Here is a 15,753-nt window from a genome sequence, read left to right on the forward strand (position 1 = left end):
GCCCGGCCCTACTCCTCGTCCCCGTAGCGCGGGTCCACCGACTCCGGGGACAGGCCGAGCAGTTCGGCGACCTGCTCGACGACCACCTCGTGCACGAGGTGGGCGCGCTCTTCGCGGCCCTTGGTGCGGATCTCCACGGGGCGGCGGTAGATGATGACACGGGCCGGCTGCCCGTCGGCCGCCGCGAGCGTGCCGCCCAGCGGCACCACCTCGTCCTGCCACTCCCCGTCGCCCCGGCCCAGGGGCGGCACCTCGAGCACCACGAACTCGATCTCCGTGAGCTGCGGCCAGCGCCTCTCCAGGCGCTCCACGGAGTCCTGCACGAGGTCGGTGAAGGCCTCTCCCCGACTCGCGGAGAGCGGTACCTGCGGCGGCGCCACGGGTCCGCGCATGCCCCGGCCGTGGCGGTCGCGGCGGCGGGGCCTCGGGTCTGCGGAGCGGGGCTGTACGGGGTCGTCCATCACTGACGAAGCGTAGTCCCCGAGATCGCCCTTTCCGCGTCGTGCGCGGCATGTCGCTTCCCGGCCGCCGTGGCCGGGCCCGGACTCGATTCCGTATCTCTCCCGGACCGTGGATCTCGCCCCGAATGACGTGATCCACACCATGCGGTGACCGGTTTCAACACCGCCCGCCCTTGCGGCGACTGGCATCCGCGCAGGTCAAGGAGGCGACTGCCGGACACGTCGGTGGGCGGCCCGCGGCACGACACGGTGGGGTGACCTCGTGGAGAGTCGTCGCGGCCCGCTCAAGAGTGCGGTACCGTCCAACGTCGTGAGCCCTGTACGTCGCTGTTCGCGCACCGCTTGCGGCCGTCCCGCCGTCGCGACGCTGACGTACGTCTACGCCGACTCGACCGCGGTCCTCGGCCCCCTCGCCACCTACGCCGAACCCCACTGCTACGACCTGTGCGCCGAGCACTCCGAGCGCCTCACCGCACCCCGCGGCTGGGACGTCGTGCGGCTCGCCGACAGCTCGGGTCCGGCCCGCCCCTCCGGCGACGACCTCGAAGCGCTGGCCAACGCCGTGCGCGAGGCGGCACGCCCGCAGGAGCGCGCGGCCGAGGCGGGCGGCGGCGGACCCCGCTCGGCGAACCCGATGGAGGTCGCGCGACGCGGTCACCTCCGGGTCCTGCGCTCACCTGACTCCTGAGCCCTCCGTAGCGCCCTGTCGTTCATCGCTGAACAGCTTCTGGCGTACGAACCATTGACGTGCCCTTGTCGAGGACACGACCATTCCCCACTAGTGAGAGATCACATTCCGCATCACGGAAACCGGGGAGCCGCCCGTGTTCGTGCAGCAACTGGAGCCCGTCGCCGACTCGCTCGGCCTGTCCGCACTCGTCGCGACCCTGCCGCTCCTGACCGTCCTCGTCCTCCTCGGCGTCGTCCGCATGAAGGCACACAGGGCGGGCCTCATCGGCCTCGCGGTCGCCGTCCTGGTCGCCTGGGCCGCGTACGGCATGCCGCTCGGCCAGACCGCGTCCAGCGCCGCGCAGGGCGCCCTCTTCGGGCTCTTCCCGATCCTGTGGATCGTCGTCAACGCCCTGTGGGTGTACCGCATGACGGTCCGCACCCGGCACTTCGACATCCTGCGCCGCTCCTTCGGCCGCCTCTCCGACGACCCCCGCATCCAGGCGCTCGTCGTGGCCTTCTGCTTCGGGGCGCTCCTCGAGGCACTCGCCGGCTTCGGGGCGCCCGTCGCCATCAGCGCGGTCATGCTCGTCGCCCTCGGCTTCGACCCGGTGCGCGCCGCCGTCGTCTCCCTCGTCGCCAACACCGCGCCGGTGGCCTTCGGCGCCATGGGCACCCCCGTGGTGACGCTGGCCCAGGTGACGGGCCTCCCGCTCGACACCGTCGCCACGGTCGTCGGCCGCCAAACACCCCTGCTCGCCCTGGTCGTGCCGCTGCTCCTGGTCATCCTCGTGGACGGGCGGCGCGGGCTGCGCGAGACCTGGGTGCCCGCGCTGGCCTGCGGATTCGCCTTCGCCGCCGCGCAGTTCGCCGCCTCCAACTACGTGTCCGCCCAACTCGCCGACATCGGCGCGGCGCTGGCGGGCGCGGGCGCGCTGATGGCGGTTCCCGGCGCGCGCAGACCGGCCGCCGAACCCGTCCGCGCGGCCGTCCTCACCGGCGCGCGCAGCGAGGACCTCGACCACGACGACCCGCGCCCCGAAGTGCTGCGCGCCTACGCCCCGTACGCCCTGATCGTCGCCATCTTCTCCGTCGCCCAGATCCCCGCCGTCAAGGACGTCCTCGCGAAGGCGACCCGCACCTTCGACTGGCCCTTCCTGAACGTCGGCGACCCCTCGGGCGACCCGGTCGGCGGCAACGTCTTCTCGCTGCCGCTCGTCGCGACCGGCGGCACGCTCGTCCTGCTCGCCGGCGTGGCCACCGCGGCGGTCATCGGGGTGCACGCACGCGTGGCGGTGCGCGAATGGGCCGCCACCGTCCACGAACTGCGCTACGCGATCCTCACCGTGACCTCCGTACTGGCCCTCGCGTACGTCATGAACCTCTCCGGCCAGGCGGCCACGATCGGGCACTACGTAGCCGCCGCGGGCGCCGGACTCGCCTTCCTGTCACCCGTCCTCGGCTGGTTCGGCGTCGCCGTGTCCGGCTCCGACACCTCGGCCAACGCCCTGTTCGGCGCCCTCCAGGTGACGGCCGCCCAGGAGTCCGGACTCTCGCCCGAACTCCTCGCCGCCGCCAACAGTTCGGGCGGCGTCCTCGGCAAGATGATCTCCCCGCAGAACCTGACGATCGCGTGCGCCGCCGTCGGACTCGCGGGCAAGGAGGGCGACCTGCTGCGCAAGGTGCTGCCCTGGAGCCTCGGCCTGCTGCTCGTGATGTGCCTGATCGTGGTCGGGCAGAGCACGCCGGTGCTCGGCTGGATGCTGCCGTGAGACGGCGGCCGGGGACGCCCGGTCCACTGTCGGTTCCAGCGGGTAGTTTTGTGCTGACCGCGGAGGGCTCTCCGTACCCGCTGAGCTAGCAGAACCTGCAGAGAGGGTTGGCCGTGACTGCTGATCTGTCCCAGATCGTGAAGGCGTACGACGTCCGTGGGGTGGTCCCGGACCAGTGGGACGAGTCGATGGCCGAGCTGTTCGGGGCGGCCTTCGTGCGGGTCACGTCGGCGGACGCGATCGTCGTCGGGCACGACATGCGCCCCTCGTCGCCCGGCCTGTCGCGCGCCTTCGCGCGCGGGGCGGCCGCGCTCGGCGTGGACGTCACCGAGATCGGACTCTGCTCGACGGACCAGCTGTACTACGCGTCGGGCGCGCTGAACCTGCCGGGCGCGATGTTCACGGCCTCGCACAACCCCGCCCAGTACAACGGCATCAAGATGTGCCGCGCGGGCGCCGCCCCCGTCGGCCAGGACACCGGCCTCGCGGACATCCGCGCCCTGGTGGAGGGCTGGCTGGAGACCGGCGCGCCCGAGAGCGCCGCGACCCCGGGCACCCTCACCGCGCGCGACACCCTCACCGACTACGCGGCCCACCTGCGCGGCCTCGTCGACCTGACCGCCATCCGCCGCCTCAAGGTCGTCGTCGACGCGGGCAACGGCATGGGCGGCCACACCGTCCCCACCGTCTTCGACGGCCTGCCCCTCGACGTCGTCCCGATGTACTTCGAGCTGGACGGCACCTTCCCCAACCACGAGGCCAACCCCCTGGACCCGGCCAACATCGTGGACCTGCAGCAGCGGGTGCGCGAGGAGGGCGCCGACCTCGGCATCGCCTTCGACGGCGACGCGGACCGCTGCTTCGTCGTCGACCAGGACGGCGCGCCCGTCTCCCCGTCCGCCATCACCGCCCTGGTCGCCTCCCGCGAGCTCGCCCGGCACGGCGGCAAGGGCACGGTCATCCACAACCTCATCACCTCCTGGTCGGTCCCTGAGGTCGTCAAGGAGAACGGCGGCACGCCGGTACGCACGCGCGTGGGCCACTCCTTCATCAAGGCGGAGATGGCGAGGACCGGCGCGATCTTCGGCGGCGAGCACTCCGCGCACTACTACTTCAAGGACTTCTGGAACGCGGACACGGGCATGCTCGCCGCCCTCCACGTCCTCGCGGCCCTCGGCGGCCAGGACGGCCCGCTCTCCGCGCTCGTCGCCCAGTACGACCGCTACGCGGGCTCCGGCGAGATCAACTCCACGGTCGACGACCAGACCGCGCGCCTTGCCGCGATCAGGACGGCGTACGAGGGCCGGGCCGGCGTCACCCTCGACGAGCTGGACGGCCTCACGGTGACCGCCGCCGACTGGTGGTTCAACGTACGCGCGTCCAACACGGAGCCCCTGCTGCGCCTGAACGTGGAGGCGCGCGACGAGGCGACCATGGCCAAGGTGCGCGACGAGGCCCTGGCGATCATCCGCGGCTGACGGCTGACGGCTGACGGCTGACGGCTGGCGGCTGGCGGCTGGCGGTCCGCGCCCGGCGACCCGCGTGCGACGCCAGGCGCGACCGCACGGCCACGACCCTCCCCACACCCCCACGCCCCGCCCCGCACGGAGGTAGGCTGACCAGGCCGCATCCTGTGCGGCGGCGGCGCGGTCCGCGGTGGACGCCGCGCGCGAACGCCGCACCGCGGCACCGTACGACCCACCCGTCCGCGACCCCACCGCATCCGTTCGAAGGGACCCACCCCATGCCGCTCGAAGCCGGCCTCCTGGAGATCCTCGCCTGCCCGGCCTGCCACGCTCCCCTCAAGGAGACGGAGTCCGAGCTGGTCTGCACCGCGGACGCCAAGGAGTGCGGCCTCGCCTACCCGGTCCGCGACGGCATCCCCGTGCTCCTGGTCGACGAGGCGCGCCGCCCCGCATAGCGGCGCACGCCCGGCCCGGCCGGGCACCACGCAGGAAGCCGCGCACGGCGAACCGGAGGCCTGACCCCATGCTCGACGAGTCGCTGCTCGACGCCCCCGAGGCGCTCACCCGCGCCGACCGCCGCGGACTGCTGCGCGGCGCGGCGGAGGCGGGCGCCCGCGTCCGTACCGCCGTCCGGCACGCGGCCGAGGCCGGGCTGACGGAGCTCAAGCCCGACGGCCGCCCCCGCGCCGTCCTGATCGCGGGCCCCGGCACCGCCGCGGCCTGCGTCGCCGACCTCCTCGACGGCCTCGCGGGCACCGGCTGCCCCGTGATCCGCCTGGCCCCGACGGGCGTCGCCCCCGCGGGAGGCGCGCTGCGCTGGGCGCTGCCCGGCTGGGTCGGTCCCGTGGACCTGCTGCTCATCGCCACCCCGGACGGCGCGGAACCGGGCCTCTCCCTCCTCGCCGACCAGGCGTACCGCCGCGGCTGCACGGTCGTCGCGGTCGCCCCCGCGCGCACTCCGATCGCGGAGAGCGTGGAGGGCAGCCACGGCCTCACCGTCCCCATGGCCACCTCGCCCTACGGCGCCTACGAAGGCGCGCACGACGACGCCGCCCGCGGCTCCGCGTCCTACGAGGCGCGCCGCGTCGAGGACGAGTCCGCCCCCGGCGCCCCCGGCACCCTGTGGGCCCTCCTCGTCCCGCTGCTCGTGCTCCTGGACCGCACAGGACTGCTCGTCGCCCCCGTCGACACGCTGCAGAAGGTCGCCGACCGCCTCGACCGCGTCGCGGAACGCTGCGGCCCGGCCATCGCGACGTACAGCAACCCCGCCAAGACGCTCGCCGCCGAGCTTGCCGACGCGCTCCCGCTGATCTGGACCGAGGGGCAGTCCGCCGGCGCCGCCGGCCGCCGCTTCGCCGCCACCCTCGCCGAGCTCGCCGGGCACGCCGCGCTCGCCGCCGAGCTGCCCGAGGCGTTGCCCGCGCACGGCGCGCTCCTCGCGGGCAACCCCGCGGGCGGCGACGCCGCCGACGACTTCTTCCGTGACCGCGTCGACGACCCGGCGGCCCTCCGCGCGCGCGTGGTGCTGCTCCGCGACCGCCCCGCGGACGCCGGAGGCCTCACCGCGGCCCCCGCCGCCCGAGAGCTGGCGCACGGTCACGACATCGCGATCAGTGAGCTGGAGCCGGAGGACGGCGACGAGCTGGAAGCGCTCGCGGAGCTGATCGCCGTCACGGATTTCGCCGCCGTTTACCTGGCGCTCGCCTCTGGGGACGGATCATGACGGCACCGGCCGCTCCCGGCCCGGCCGCCGTCGGAGCAGCCGCGGCCGCCGTCGCCGCGGGCGTGGCAGCGCCGGCCGCAGCAGCCGCAGTTCAGCAATCGCGTACGTAGCAAGGGAGACCCCCTCCGTGGACCGCCTCACCAACACCATCCGCCCCTACGCCTGGGGTTCGACCACCGCCATCGCGGAGCTCCTGGGCGTGGCGCCGAGCGGTGAGCCGCAGGCCGAGATGTGGATGGGCGCCCACCCCGGCGCGCCCTCGCGCACCGGGCGCGGCGCGCTGAACGAGGTCATCGACGCGGACCCGGAGCGCGAGCTCGGCACGGCGGCCGTCGCCAAGTTCGGCCCCCGCCTGCCCTTCCTCTTCAAGATCCTCGCGGCCGGCGCCCCGCTCTCCCTGCAGGTCCACCCCGACCTCGCCCAGGCGAAGGAGGGGTACGCGGACGAGGAGCGCCGGGGCGTCCCGATCGACGCCCCGTACCGCAACTACAAGGACGCCAACCACAAGCCCGAACTGATCTGCGCCCTCACGCCGTTCAGCGGCCTCTGCGGCTTCCGCGCGCCCGCCGAGACGGCGGACCTCCTGGAAGCCCTGGACGTCGACTCCCTCAAGCCGTACGTCGACCTGCTGCGCGCCCAGCCCGAAGAGGCCGCCCTGCGCGAGGTCCTGACGGCCGTGCTGAGCGCCGACCCCGAGCAGATGGCCGAGACGGTCACCGACGTCACGGCCGCCGCCCAGCGCCTCGGCGGTGTCTACGAGCCGTACGCGGGCATCGCCCATCACTACCCCGGCGACCCGGGCGTCATCGCCGCGATGCTCCTCAACCACGTCCGACTGCAGCCCGGCGAGGCCCTGTTCCTCGGCGCCGGCGTCCCGCACGCCTACCTCGACGGCCTCGGCGTGGAGATCATGGCCAACTCCGACAACGTCCTGCGCTGCGGCCTGACCCCCAAGCACGTCGACGTCCCCGAACTCCTGCGCATCGTCCGCTTCGAGGCCACCGAACCCGGCGTGCTGCGCCCGGAGGCCGCCCCGGACGGCGAAGAGGTCTACGAGACCCCGATCGACGAGTTCCGCCTCTCCCGCTACGTGCTGCCCGAGGGTGCCGCCGCGCACGACCTCACCGCCACGACCCCGCAGATCGTGCTCTGCGCGGCGGGCTCGGTCCGCGCGGGCGAACTGACGCTGGTGCCCGGTGAGTCCGCATTCGTCCCCGCGGGCGAAAAGGCCGAAGTGTCCGGTGTCGGCACGGTTTTCCGTGCCACAGTGGTGGCCTGACGCACCAGAGCCGTCCCGTGCTGCAACAATGACCCACCGCAAACGGCGGGCAAAGCGCTGCCCGCCCGCGATGGCCGTGCACGTACGAAGGCGAAGGGACCCCCGGCACTCATGAGCGCGTCAGGCGGAACAAAGGCGATTGTCGCGGCACTCGGCGCGAACCTCGCGATCGCGGTGGCGAAGTTCGTCGCGTTCATCTTCAGCGGCTCGTCCTCGATGCTCGCCGAGAGCGTCCACTCGCTCGCCGACTCCGGCAACCAGGGCCTGCTGCTCCTCGGCGGCAAGAAGGCCCAGCGCGAGGCGACCCCGCAACACCCCTTCGGCTACGGCCGCGAGCGCTACATCTACGCCTTCCTCGTCTCGATCGTCCTCTTCTCGGTCGGCGGCATGTTCGCGATCTACGAGGGCTACGAGAAGATCAAGCACCCGCACGAGCTGGAGCACTGGTACTGGCCCGTCGGGGTCCTGGTGTTCGCGATCATCGCGGAGAGCTTCTCCTTCCGGACCGCCATCAAGGAGTCCAACGAGACGCGCGGCAAGCTCACCTGGCCGCAGTTCGTCCGCCGCGCCAAGGCACCCGAGCTGCCGGTCGTCCTCCTGGAGGACCTCGGCGCGCTCGTCGGCCTGGTCCTCGCCCTCGGCGGCGTCGGCCTCGCCCTGGCCACCGGCGACGGCGTCTGGGACGGCATCGGCACGCTCTGCATCGGCGTCCTGCTCATCCTGATCGCGATCGTCCTGGCCGCGGAGACCAAGTCCCTGCTGCTCGGCGAGGCCGCGGGCACGGAAGAGGTCGACAAGATCGAGCAGGCCCTGGTCGACGGCGACACGGTCACCAAGGTCATCCACATGCGCACGCTCCACCTCGGCCCCGAGGAACTGCTCGTCGCCGCCAAGGTCGCCGTCCAGCACGACGACACCGCCACCGAGGTGGCCGCCGCGATCAACGCCGCCGAGGAGCGCATCCGCGCCGCGGTCCCGATCGCCCGCGTGATCTACCTCGAACCGGACATCTACAGCGAGACGGCGGCGGCCGAGGGCACGAACCCGGCGAAGTCGCCCGGCGGCCACTGAGCCCCTCCGGCACGTCCCGCACGCGCCGCCGTACGCACGACGACGGGCCCCGCACCGGTTCAGGTGCGGGGCCCGTCGCCGTACGCGTACGGCCTGCGGCAGGGCTAGTGGACCTCGCGCAGCACGTCGAGGATCGCGGCGTCGTCCGGCGCCGCCTCGAGCCGCTCCCGGAAGCCCGTGTCCATCAGCTTCCTGGACAGGAGCGCGAGGATCCGCAGGTGCTCGTCCCCGGCCGCGGCCTCCGGCACGGAGATCATGAAGATCAGCTTGGCCTTCGTACCGTCGAGCGCACCCCACTCGATGCCCTCCGACGACCGCGCGAAGCCGACGATCGGCGAGTCCACGGCATCGGTCTTGGCGTGCGGGATGGCGATCTCCTCGCCGAGCCCGGTGGTGCCCTGCGCCTCGCGCCGCAGCGCGGTCCGCACCAGCTCCTCCACGTCGTTGACCTTGCCGGTCGTGGCGAGGAGCTCGGCCATCTCGTGGATCGCCGCCTCCTTGTCGCCCGAGGCCAGCTGGACCTTCACGGTCTGCTCGGTCAGATAGCCGGAGAGCACCTCGCCGGCCGGCTCCGGGTCGGGGGCGGGGGCGGGGGCTGCCGCAGGTGCCGGGGACGCCTTCGCGGCCGGGGCCTGCGGAGCCTTCCGCGGACCGCCTGCCGGACCGGCCGAGGTCGCGCCGACCCCGGCGAGCACGGGCTCGGGCCCGCCGGGCACGTCGACCAGGGCGGCGCCACGCCGCTTGCGCTCGCTGAGATCGACCAGCGTCACCGTGGCGAGCGCCGTGACGACCGAACCGATGGCGATGGCCACGAAGAACATCGGTACGCCACCGACGGCACCCAGCACCGCCACGATCGGCCCGCCGTGCGGCACCGCGTCCTTCACGCTCGCCATGCCGGCGATCGCACCGGCGACGGCACCGCCGAGCATGTTGGCGGGAATGACCTGAGCCGGCCGCGCGGCGGCGAACGGAATCGCGCCTTCTGAGATGCCGAAGAAGCCCATGAACAGTGACGCCAGGCCGGTCTCCCGCTCCTGCTCGCTGTAGAGCCGCTTGCGGATCAGCGTCGCCAGGCCCTGGCCGAGCGGCATGACCGGGATCGCCGCGGCGCACATACCCATGACGGTCTGGTTGCCGGTGGCGATGAGTCCGGCACCGAAGAGGAACGCCGTCTTGTTGACGGGACCACCCATGTCGAACGCGATCATCAGCCCGAGGATCGCGCCGAGCAGGATCGCGCTCGTCCCGGTCATTCCGCTGAGCCAGCTGGTCAGATGCTCGAAGACCCACGAGATCGGCTTCCCGATGACGTAGATGAAGAACAGCCCGAGGGCGGTCGTCGCGATGATCGGGATCACGATGATCGGCATGATCGGCTGGACGAACTTCGGGACCTTGACCTTCTTGATCCACAAGACCAGATAACCGGCCAGGAAGCCGGTGACGATGGCGCCGATGAAGCCCGCGCCCGCCTTGGAGTCGTACAGCTCACCCGTGTTGGCGATCCAGCCGCCGATCATGCCCGGCACCAGCGCGGGCCGGTCCCCGATCGCGTAGGCGATGTAGCCCGACAGGATCGGCACCATCAGCGTGAACCCGATGGTGCCGATCTGGTTGACGTGCATCCAGAACGAGTCGTCGGGGATGACGAGCCCGCCCTTGGGGTCGGTGTGCCCGCCCAGCGACAGCGAGATCGCGATCAGCAGACCACCGACGACCACGAACGGAATCATGTACGAGACGCCGTTCATCAGCGCCTTGTACGCGAGGCTCCGCTCCCGGCCGCCGCCGGAACCGCCGGAGGACCGCTCGGCGGAACCGCCCCCGCCATCCCCGCCGTGCACGGGCGCGTTCCGCACCTGCTCGATCAGCTGCTCCGGGTGACTGATGCCCTCGGAGACCCCGACGGACAGAACGCGCTTCCCGGCGAACCGGCTGCGGTCCACGTCCTTGTCGGCTGCGATGATGATGCCGTCGGCTTCCCTGACATCGTTGTCAGTCAAGACGTTCTCGGCCCCGATGGAGCCCTGTGTCTCCACCTTCATGTCGATGCCGAGGCTCTCGGCGGCCTGCGAGAGCTTCTCGGCCGCCATGTACGTGTGAGCGATACCGGTCGGACAGGCGGTCACCGCGAGCAGCTTCAGCCTCCGCTGCCCGCCGGTGTCACCGCCTATGGGGGGATCGGCCGGACTGGTCACGTGGATCTCCTAACGCCTCTGCCAAACAAGATCGCGCAAATGTTCCCGATCTCAAGGCATCCTGCAACACATAAGCGCAGGATCAAAAGCGCAAAGGTCCCATATCGTCCGGGTCTGACGGCCTATTCGCCAGAGATGGCGTGGCGGAAGGCGGGCTGGGGCTAGCTGGGCCAATCGGTGTAGCGTGGATGCCGAGCCAGACGTCGCTGCTGATGGCGGTCGGGCAGTCCGCGCACGGACTGTCCGAGGGAGAGAGGGCCTCCGACGGACTGCGCTGCGCGCGCCGGAGCACTCGTGTGCCCGATGCCGCAGGTCAGCCATGTCCACCCTCTCCACCCACGAGGAGCAGCTCACTCATGACTCTCATCAACGGTCAGGACTTCAAGGTCGCCGACCTCTCCCTCGCCGAGTTCGGGCGCAAGGAGATCACCCTCGCCGAGCACGAGATGCCCGGTCTGATGTCGATCCGCAAGGAGTTCGCCGCGAGCCGGCCGCTCGCCGGCGCGCGGATCATGGGTTCCCTGCACATGACGGTGCAGACCGCGGTCCTCATCGAGACCCTGGTGGCGCTGGGCGCGGAGGTCCGCTGGGTCTCCTGCAACATCTTCTCGACCCAGGACCACGCCGCCGCGGCCATCGCTGTGGGCCCCAACGGCACGGCGGACGACCCGCAGGGAATCCCGGTCTTCGCCTGGAAGGGCGAGACCCTGGACGAGTACTGGTGGTGCACGGAGCAGGCGCTGACCTGGCCGAACACCCCCACCGGCGGCCCGAACATGATCCTGGACGACGGCGGCGACGCCACGCTCCTGGTCCACAAGGGCGTCGAGTACGAGAAGGCCGGCAAGGTCCCGGCGGTCGACACCGCGGAGAACGACGAGCACCGCGTCATCCTCCAGCTCCTCAACCGCACCATCACCGAGGGCTCGCAGAAGTGGACCCAGCTCGCCTCGGAGATCCGCGGCGTGACCGAGGAGACCACCACCGGCGTCCACCGCCTGTACGAGATGCACCGCGACGGCACCCTGCTGTTCCCGGCGATCAACGTGAACGACGCCGTCACCAAGTCGAAGTTCGACAACAAGTACGGCTGCCGCCACTCGCTGATCGACGGCATCAACCGCGCCACCGACGTCCTGATCGGCGGCAAGACCGCCGTCGTCCTGGGCTACGGCGACGTGGGCAAGGGCTGCGCGGAGTCCCTGCGCGGCCAGGGCGCCCGCGTCATCGTCACCGAGATCGACCCGATCTGCGCCCTGCAGGCGGCGATGGACGGCTACCAGGTCACCACGCTCGACGAGGTCGTCGACAAGGCCGACATCTTCGTCACCACGACCGGCAACAAGGACATCATCATGGCCGCCGACATGGCCAAGATGAAGCACCAGGCCATCGTGGGCAACATCGGCCACTTCGACAACGAGATCGACATGGCCGGCCTCGCGCAGATCGACGGCATCGTCAAGGACGAGGTCAAGCCGCAGGTCCACACCTGGACGTTCCCCGACGGCAAGGTCCTCATCGTCCTGTCCGAGGGCCGCCTGCTGAACCTGGGCAACGCGACGGGCCACCCGTCCTTCGTGATGTCCAACTCGTTCGCGGACCAGACGCTGGCCCAGATCGAGCTGTTCACCAAGCAGGAGGAGTACCCCACCGACGTCTACGTGCTCCCCAAGCACCTGGACGAGAAGGTGGCGCGTCTGCACCTGGACGCGCTCGGCGTGAAGCTGACCACGCTCCGCCCCGAGCAGGCCTCCTACATCGGCGTCGAGGTCGACGGCCCCTTCAAGCCGGACCACTACCGCTACTGACGGTCAACCGGCCGCCGGTCAGCTCCACTTCAGCAGGCCCTCGCCCTCGCGGCGGGGGCCTGCCCCTTTGCAGCGCCGAACCGCCGAGCCCACCACGGCACGGCGCACCAGCAGGCCCCGAGCCCTCGGACCAGCACGCGGCCACCGCCTACGCTGCCTACGAGGCGCCATCCGACGCGGACCGTGCCGACCACGTCCCCCACTTCGCCGCGCCGGCCGCCGAGGCCGCCCGAGGCGACCGAGCCGGCCGACACGTGCGGCAGCTCACCGCAGAAACCCGACCGAGGACCAGGATCCAAGCCCATGCCCCGCGGCCGATATTCGCTCCATGATCCGCACGACCACATCCCCCTCGGTGAAGAGCACTTCCACTGCGCGCCCGGCCCCTCCGGCTGGCGCTACGTCTCCCAGCGAACCTCCCCCTCGGGCACCCCCGCGGGCTCCGTCGACCTCGCACTCGACGACCGAGGCCGCCCCATCCGCCTCGAACTCCGCGCAGGCGACTGGCAGGTCCGCGCCGCCGCCCTCAACGGCGTCACCTGGGTGCGCACCGACCCCACCGGCGCACACGGCACCGAAGACAACGCCCCCGCCCACGCCTTCACCGGCACTTCCCCCGCGTTCCTCATCGCGACGGCCCGGCTCCTGCGCCTGACCCCCGCTTCCCCCGCGACCCGTCTCCGCCTGGTCGCCTTCACGGACCCGGTCCTCGCCCCCCGCACCCTCGACCAGTCCTGGGCCCTGCTGAAAAGCGAAGCACACGCCACTGACAACGGCCCGCTCATCGTGGACGAATACCAGGTCACCGCCCTGGACACCGGCGAACAGCACGCCGTCCACATCACCGGCGACGTCGTCCTCGCCGCCCCCGGCATCGAGCTGGAACACCTCGAAACGCCACCGTCGGCCTTCGCCTGACGCGACGCCCCGCCGGGCGCACCCGCATCAAGCAGGCGGGACGAACCCGGTGGCCGGGGGAGTGACAGGGGGAGAGGGCTCCGCACCCTGTGCGGAGGGACCGGAGCCGCCGGGGAGGGGGGAGGGGACGTACGCAGACGCCGGCGGACGGGAGCCGCCTGCGGAGGCATGGGCGGCGGCCCCGCCCTCGTGCCCCACCGAACCGCCCGAATCCGCTGCTCCTCCGAACGCCCGCCGCGCGTCCCGCGTCTGCCGCTCATGGACCACCGCGGCCAAGTACGCGGCCGGCGGGATGCCGTACGGCGCGGGCTCCCCGGTCCGCTCCACCAGATCGCCCGCGAGCCGCTCGGCCATCGCCCAGCCCGCCTGCGGATCCAACTGCCCCATCCGCGTCAGGTACTGGCGAATGGCCAGCCACAGCCCGTCGGGCACCCCGGACAGATCCAGCCCGGAGAACCGCCCGACCAGCCAGGGCGGCGGCGGAGGAACAAAGGCCGCCCGCCCGGCGGGCACCCGTTCACGCACGACGAGCGTCCCGGCGAACACGTCCCCGACTCGCCGGCCCCTGGCCGACACCAGCGACGCGACGCACGCGACGACCCCGAACGTCATCAGAATCTCGACGACCCCGACGGCGCCCCGCACCAGCGCGTGCCGAAACCGGATCGGGCCCCCGTCGTCCCGCACCACCCGCAGTCCGCACGCCAGCTTCCCCAGCGACCGCCCATGACTGAGCGTCTCCACGGCGATGGGCCCGCCGATCAGCAGAAGAACGAAACCGGCGACCGCGATCGCGGCAGCGGCGGCATCGTCCAGCGAGGCGGTCGAAGCGAGGATCCCGATGGTCACCGCGAGATAGACCACCCATGCCACGACCAGGTCGATCAGCACGGCCAGGGCCCGGCTCGGCAGCTTCGCGGGGCGCAGTTCGAGCGCCACCGCCTCACCCGTCACAAGCTCACTCACACCGGCCACCCTTTCCCGCCCTGCCGTAGGACTGGCCAGTCTGCCAAGCTGAGCAGTCACGCCGCAGTACGAGGAGCAGTCATCCGTGGACCTCGACGTCTTCGTGTCCGCCCACCGAGCCGAGTGGGACCGACTGGACGCCCTGCTGCGCCGTCGGCGCCGACTCACCGGAGCCGAGGCCGACGAACTCGTCGCCCTCTACCAACGCACCGCCACCCACCTCTCCCTGATCCAGTCCAGTGCCCCCGACCCGCAGCTCACCGGACGCCTCACACATCTGGTGGCACGCGCGCGTAGCGCGGTGACGGGCACCCGCAGCGCCTCCTGGCGCGACGTCACCCGCTTCCTGACACAGGGATTCCCCGCGGCGGTCTACCGATCCCGTCGCTGGTGGGTGCCCACGGCCCTGCTCTCCACCGTCCTGGCCGCGGTCATCGGCTGGTGGATCGCCACCCACCCCGAGGTCCAGTCCTCGGTCGCGACCCCCGAGGACCTGCGAGAGATGACCCGCCCGGGCGGCGAGTACGAGACGTACTACTCCAGTCATCCCGCGGCCTCTTTCGCCGCCCAGGTCTGGACGAACAACGCCCAGGCAGCCGCCATGTGCCTTGTCCTGGGGGCCTTCCTCTGCTTCCCCGTTCTGTGGATCCTCTTCCAGAACATGCTCAACCTCGGTGCCGGCATCGGCCTGATGTCCTCCGCCGGCCGCCTCGATACCTTTCTCGGCCTGGTCCTGCCGCACGGCCTCCTCGAACTGACCGCCGTCTTCGTGGCGGCGGGCACGGGCCTGCGCCTCGGCTGGACGGTCATCGACCCGGGGCCACGCACGCGCCGCGCGGCCCTGGCAGAGGAGGGCCGCGCGGCCCTGGGCATGGCCATCGGCCTCGCCCTGGTCCTCTTCGTCTCGGGCGCCATCGAGGGCTTCGTGACCCCGTCGGGCCTGCCGACCTGGGCCCGCATCGCCATCGGCATCGCCGCCGAAGCGGCCTTCCTCCTGTACGTCTACGTACTGGGCGGGAGAGCGGCCCGCGCAGGTGAGACCGGGGACCTGGACCAGGACGAACGCAGCGCGTCGGTCCCCCTCGCAGCGTGATGTGCATCCGGCCCTCCTGAACTGCTAGTCTCCTTCTCGCCCCGGAAAAGCCGTTGACACGGCAAGACCGGGGAGGTAGATTCGAACAGTTGCCTAGAACTGGACAAGTCCAGTGGCGGCAGTTAACATCTGCCTGCTTCTTGAATTTCATCGATACAAGAAGCCACCCCCGATCAATCGGAATCCGAAGCCGGTAAGTCCGGCCGGAAACTTCTGATAAAGTCGGAGTCGCCGGAAAGGGAAACGCGAAAAGCCGCAAGGCTGGAGCGGGAACCGGAAAGGCACCGAGGAAATCGGACACGAAAGAGTCTGATAGAGTCGGA

13 protein-coding genes are annotated in these 15,753 nt (G+C 71.6%); 10 read left to right on the forward strand and 3 right to left on the reverse strand.

Annotated features, from left to right (window positions below; all coding sequences use genetic code 11):
• Window positions 1-8: 8 nt before the first annotated feature.
• Window positions 9-461 carry a metallopeptidase family protein gene (locus tag ACZ592_RS20465; protein WP_471582982.1) on the reverse strand — a complete coding sequence of 151 codons (453 nt, stop codon included), beginning with the start codon at window positions 459-461 and terminating at the stop codon, window positions 9-11.
• Window positions 462-723: 262 nt separating this feature from the next.
• Between ACZ592_RS20465 and ACZ592_RS20470 the strand changes: the two genes are divergently transcribed.
• The 7 genes from ACZ592_RS20470 (at window position 724) to ACZ592_RS20500 (ending at window position 8,441) form a co-directional block, all read left to right on the forward strand.
• Window positions 724-1,149, forward strand: coding sequence for a DUF3499 domain-containing protein (locus ACZ592_RS20470; RefSeq protein WP_471582983.1), 426 nt, complete (start codon window positions 724-726; stop codon window positions 1,147-1,149).
• Between the two features lie 136 nt (window positions 1,150-1,285).
• Window positions 1,286-2,902 (forward strand): L-lactate permease, encoded by a 1,617-nt coding sequence (locus ACZ592_RS20475; protein ID WP_471582984.1) that lies wholly within the window; start codon window positions 1,286-1,288, stop codon window positions 2,900-2,902.
• A 113-nt stretch (window positions 2,903-3,015) separates the two neighbouring features.
• Window positions 3,016-4,380 carry a phosphomannomutase/phosphoglucomutase gene (locus tag ACZ592_RS20480; RefSeq protein WP_471582985.1) on the forward strand — a complete coding sequence of 455 codons (1,365 nt, stop codon included), beginning with the start codon at window positions 3,016-3,018 and terminating at the stop codon, window positions 4,378-4,380.
• 266 nt (window positions 4,381-4,646) lie between these two features.
• A complete protein-coding gene (locus ACZ592_RS20485) occupies window positions 4,647-4,823 on the forward strand; it encodes a Trm112 family protein (protein ID WP_471582986.1) in 177 nt (58 codons plus the stop codon).
• Window positions 4,824-4,891: 68 nt separating this feature from the next.
• On the forward strand, window positions 4,892-6,091 hold the full coding sequence (locus ACZ592_RS20490; protein WP_471582987.1) for an SIS domain-containing protein: 1,200 nt from the start codon (window positions 4,892-4,894) through the stop codon (window positions 6,089-6,091).
• Window positions 6,092-6,218: 127 nt separating this feature from the next.
• A complete protein-coding gene (manA, locus tag ACZ592_RS20495) occupies window positions 6,219-7,370 on the forward strand; it encodes a mannose-6-phosphate isomerase, class I (protein ID WP_471582988.1) in 1,152 nt (383 codons plus the stop codon).
• A gap of 111 nt (window positions 7,371-7,481) precedes the next feature.
• Window positions 7,482-8,441, forward strand: coding sequence for a cation diffusion facilitator family transporter (locus tag ACZ592_RS20500; protein WP_471582989.1), 960 nt, complete (start codon window positions 7,482-7,484; stop codon window positions 8,439-8,441).
• A gap of 104 nt (window positions 8,442-8,545) precedes the next feature.
• Here ACZ592_RS20500 and ACZ592_RS20505 read toward each other — a convergent pair whose 3' ends face one another.
• Window positions 8,546-10,642, reverse strand: a complete 2,097-nt coding sequence (locus tag ACZ592_RS20505) for a fructose-specific PTS transporter subunit EIIC (protein ID WP_471582990.1) — start codon at window positions 10,640-10,642, stop codon at window positions 8,546-8,548.
• A 356-nt stretch (window positions 10,643-10,998) separates the two neighbouring features.
• Between ACZ592_RS20505 and ahcY the strand changes: the two genes are divergently transcribed.
• Together ahcY and ACZ592_RS20515 are read left to right on the forward strand one after the other, a co-directional pair.
• Window positions 10,999-12,453, forward strand: a complete 1,455-nt coding sequence (gene ahcY / locus ACZ592_RS20510) for an adenosylhomocysteinase (RefSeq protein ID WP_471582991.1) — start codon at window positions 10,999-11,001, stop codon at window positions 12,451-12,453.
• 303 nt (window positions 12,454-12,756) lie between these two features.
• Window positions 12,757-13,371 (forward strand): hypothetical protein, encoded by a 615-nt coding sequence (locus ACZ592_RS20515; protein ID WP_471582992.1) that lies wholly within the window; start codon window positions 12,757-12,759, stop codon window positions 13,369-13,371.
• Between the two features lie 27 nt (window positions 13,372-13,398).
• Here the strand turns inward: ACZ592_RS20515 and ACZ592_RS20520 are convergent, their stop codons facing one another.
• Complete coding sequence (locus tag ACZ592_RS20520; protein ID WP_471582993.1) at window positions 13,399-14,337, reverse strand: RDD family protein; 939 nt, start codon at window positions 14,335-14,337, stop codon at window positions 13,399-13,401.
• A gap of 85 nt (window positions 14,338-14,422) precedes the next feature.
• On the opposite strand from ACZ592_RS20520, the gene ACZ592_RS20525 reads away from it, so the two are divergent.
• A complete protein-coding gene (locus ACZ592_RS20525) occupies window positions 14,423-15,430 on the forward strand; it encodes a stage II sporulation protein M (RefSeq protein WP_471582994.1) in 1,008 nt (335 codons plus the stop codon).
• Window positions 15,431-15,753: the final 323 nt, after the last annotated feature.

This window comes from Streptomyces sp. NPDC040622, assembly GCF_055593965.1.